The 2,233-nt window shown below is 75.3% G+C and carries 3 protein-coding genes; 1 reads left to right on the top strand and 2 read right to left on the bottom strand.

The window, feature by feature from the left end; genetic code table 11:
• Positions 1-8: 8 nt before the first annotated feature.
• Complete coding sequence (locus tag ACFCX4_RS36010; protein WP_376151661.1) at positions 9-1,274, bottom strand: macrolide family glycosyltransferase; 1,266 nt, start codon at positions 1,272-1,274, stop codon at positions 9-11.
• 64 nt (positions 1,275-1,338) lie between these two features.
• On the opposite strand from ACFCX4_RS36010, the gene ACFCX4_RS36005 reads away from it, so the two are divergent.
• Positions 1,339-1,947 carry a TetR/AcrR family transcriptional regulator gene (locus tag ACFCX4_RS36005; RefSeq protein WP_376151659.1) on the top strand — a complete coding sequence of 203 codons (609 nt, stop codon included), beginning with the start codon at positions 1,339-1,341 and terminating at the stop codon, positions 1,945-1,947.
• A 16-nt stretch (positions 1,948-1,963) separates the two neighbouring features.
• On the opposite strand, the gene ACFCX4_RS36000 is transcribed toward ACFCX4_RS36005, so the two are convergent.
• The coding region (locus tag ACFCX4_RS36000) for a hypothetical protein (RefSeq protein WP_376151657.1) at positions 1,964-2,233 on the bottom strand (270 nt) is incomplete at its 5' end.

The raw sequence follows: 2,233 nt of genomic DNA, 5'->3' as shown, positions 1-2,233 counted from the left end.
GGCCGCGGTCACACCGCCGCGGCCCGCTCCAGCCCGGCCTCGACCAGGTCCGCCGCGCGGGCGGTCCCGCCCTCGGCCCGGGCCTGCTCGCTCAGTCCGGCGAGCCGCCCGGCCGTCCCCGGGTCGGCGGTCAGCTCCAGCAGCGCGGCGCGCAGCGCGGCGGCGGTCGCGTCCTCGGTGTCCAGCCGCCGGGCCACCCCGAGCGCCACCAGCGAGTCCGCGTTGGCGAACTGGTCGACGGCCTGCGGCACCGCGATCATCGGCACGCCGTGGAACATGCCCTCGCTCGCGCCGCCGGTGCCGGCGTGGGTGACGAAGGCGTCGGCCTGGGCCAGCACGTCGAACTGCGGCACCCAGCGGTGCACCTCCACGTTGGCCGGCACCTCGCCCAGCGCGGCCTCGTCGGTGTGCTTGCCGATCTGCAGGACGACGTGCCAGCCGGGCAGGCCCCCGAAGGCCTCCAGGCACTCCCGGTAGAAGGCGGGCCGGTCGGTGTAGGCGGAGCCGAGCGAGACCAGCAGCACCCGCTCGGCCCCGGCGGGCCGCTGCCAGCCGCCCTGGTGGGAGCGGTCGCCGAAGCACTGGCCGACGAAGGTGATCCGCCCGGGGTCGACCCGGTCCGCGTTCGGCTGCAGGGCCCGGGGGATCAGCGCGATCGCGCGGTCGGGGCGGTTCTTGAACCGCTCGACGTCCCGGACGACGGCACCGGTCGCGGCCAGCCACTCCTCGAAGCGGCGGTAGTGCTCGGGACCGCCGGGGCCGGTGCGGATCGCGTCGAAGACCTCGGCCAGGTCCTCCTCGATCCCCTCCCAGCCGACCATGGTCGGCGAGAGCTGGAGCACCGGCACGCCGTGGGCCTCGGCCACCGCCCGGGCGGCGTAGGCCCCGATGTCGTAGAGCACCAGGTCGGGCCGGTCCCCGGCGAAGAGCTCCTGGAGCACGGGGGTCATCGCGAGGGCGTCGTCGAGGAAGACGTCCTGGACGGCGACCGGGTCCTGCGGCCATCCGGCGGGATCGCCGTCGAACGGCAGCTCGGTCCGGTACGGGACCAGGGTCGCACCGGTGGACGCGACGACCCCGGCGAACGACGGGTCGTTGACGTAGCTGACCCGGTGGCCCCGGGCGACGAGCTCGGTGATCACGGCGAGGCTCGGGTTGACGTGGCCGTGGGCCGGGATGGAGGCCATGACGATGTGGGCGGGGCAGCGGGTCATGCGGGTGTCCCCCTCGGAATTCGAGACGAGACGGTTCGTCTCGCTCATGTCCCCCACCATGCCCGCTCCGGATCACACTGTCAAGACGATACGGATCGTCTCGTCAGCTCGTAGGATGACTCCCATGGCCCGCCCGCAGAACGCCCCCGACCCCAGCCGCCGCAGCGAACAGAGCCGCACCGCGATCCTCACCGCCGCCGCCGAACTCGTCGCCGAGGTCGGCTTCGCCAAGCTCACCATCGAGCGGATCGCCGCCCGCGCCGGCGTCGGCAAGCAGACCATCTACCGCTGGTGGCCCTCCAAGGGCGCCGTCGTCTTCGACGCCTTCCTCGCCGGCAACGAGGACGCCTCCGGCGGCCTCGCCCTCCCCGACACCGGCGACCTCGGCGAGGACCTGCGCACCGTCCTGCGGCTCACCGCCCTCGAACTCGCCGACCCCGCCTTCGACCGCACCGGACGCGCCCTCACCGCCGAGGTGCTCACCGACCCCGACCTGCTGCGCGAGTACCGCACCCGGCTCCTCGACCCCCTGCTGGAGGTCACCCGCGACCGCCTGCGGGCCGCCCGGGACGCGGGCCGGATCCGGCCCGACGCCGACCTCGGCCTCGCCGTCGAACTCCTCTACGGACCGCTGTACTACCGCTGGCTGCACGGCCTCGGCCCGCTCGACCCCGACTACGCGGACCGGGTGGTGGCGGCCCTGCTGGCCGCCCTCGGCCACGACGGCGGCTGAGCGGCGCCGCGCCGCCTCAGGAGCGCCTGCGCGACCGCAGCGCCAGCAGCACACCGCACACCACCAGCACGCCGAGGACGGCGATGAGCACGGTGCCCGCGCCGTAGCCCTTCTTCCGCTTCTTCTTCCCCTTCTTCGAGGCCAGGCCGACGGCGTCCGGACGCTGCGCCGCCGTCCCCGCCCGCACCTCCCGCACCTCCCCGGCCGGCCCAGGCACCGCCACGGCGGCCACCCCGGCCACCGGCGTCACCGTCACGGTCGCCGCCCCGGCCGCGGCCGCCGGGGC

This window comes from Kitasatospora sp. NPDC056327 (assembly GCF_042261735.1).
Taxonomy (GTDB): domain Bacteria; phylum Actinomycetota; class Actinomycetes; order Streptomycetales; family Streptomycetaceae; genus Kitasatospora.
This window is presented reverse-complemented; position numbering and strand designations above follow the sequence as displayed.

Coding starts and splice junctions, on each gene's coding strand:
- ACFCX4_RS36010 (WP_376151661.1), bottom strand. CDS start 1,274: ATGGTGGGGGACATGAGCGAGACGAACCGTCTCGTCTCGAATTCCGAG.
- ACFCX4_RS36005 (WP_376151659.1), top strand. CDS start 1,339: ATGGCCCGCCCGCAGAACGCCCCCGACCCCAGCCGCCGCAGCGAACAG.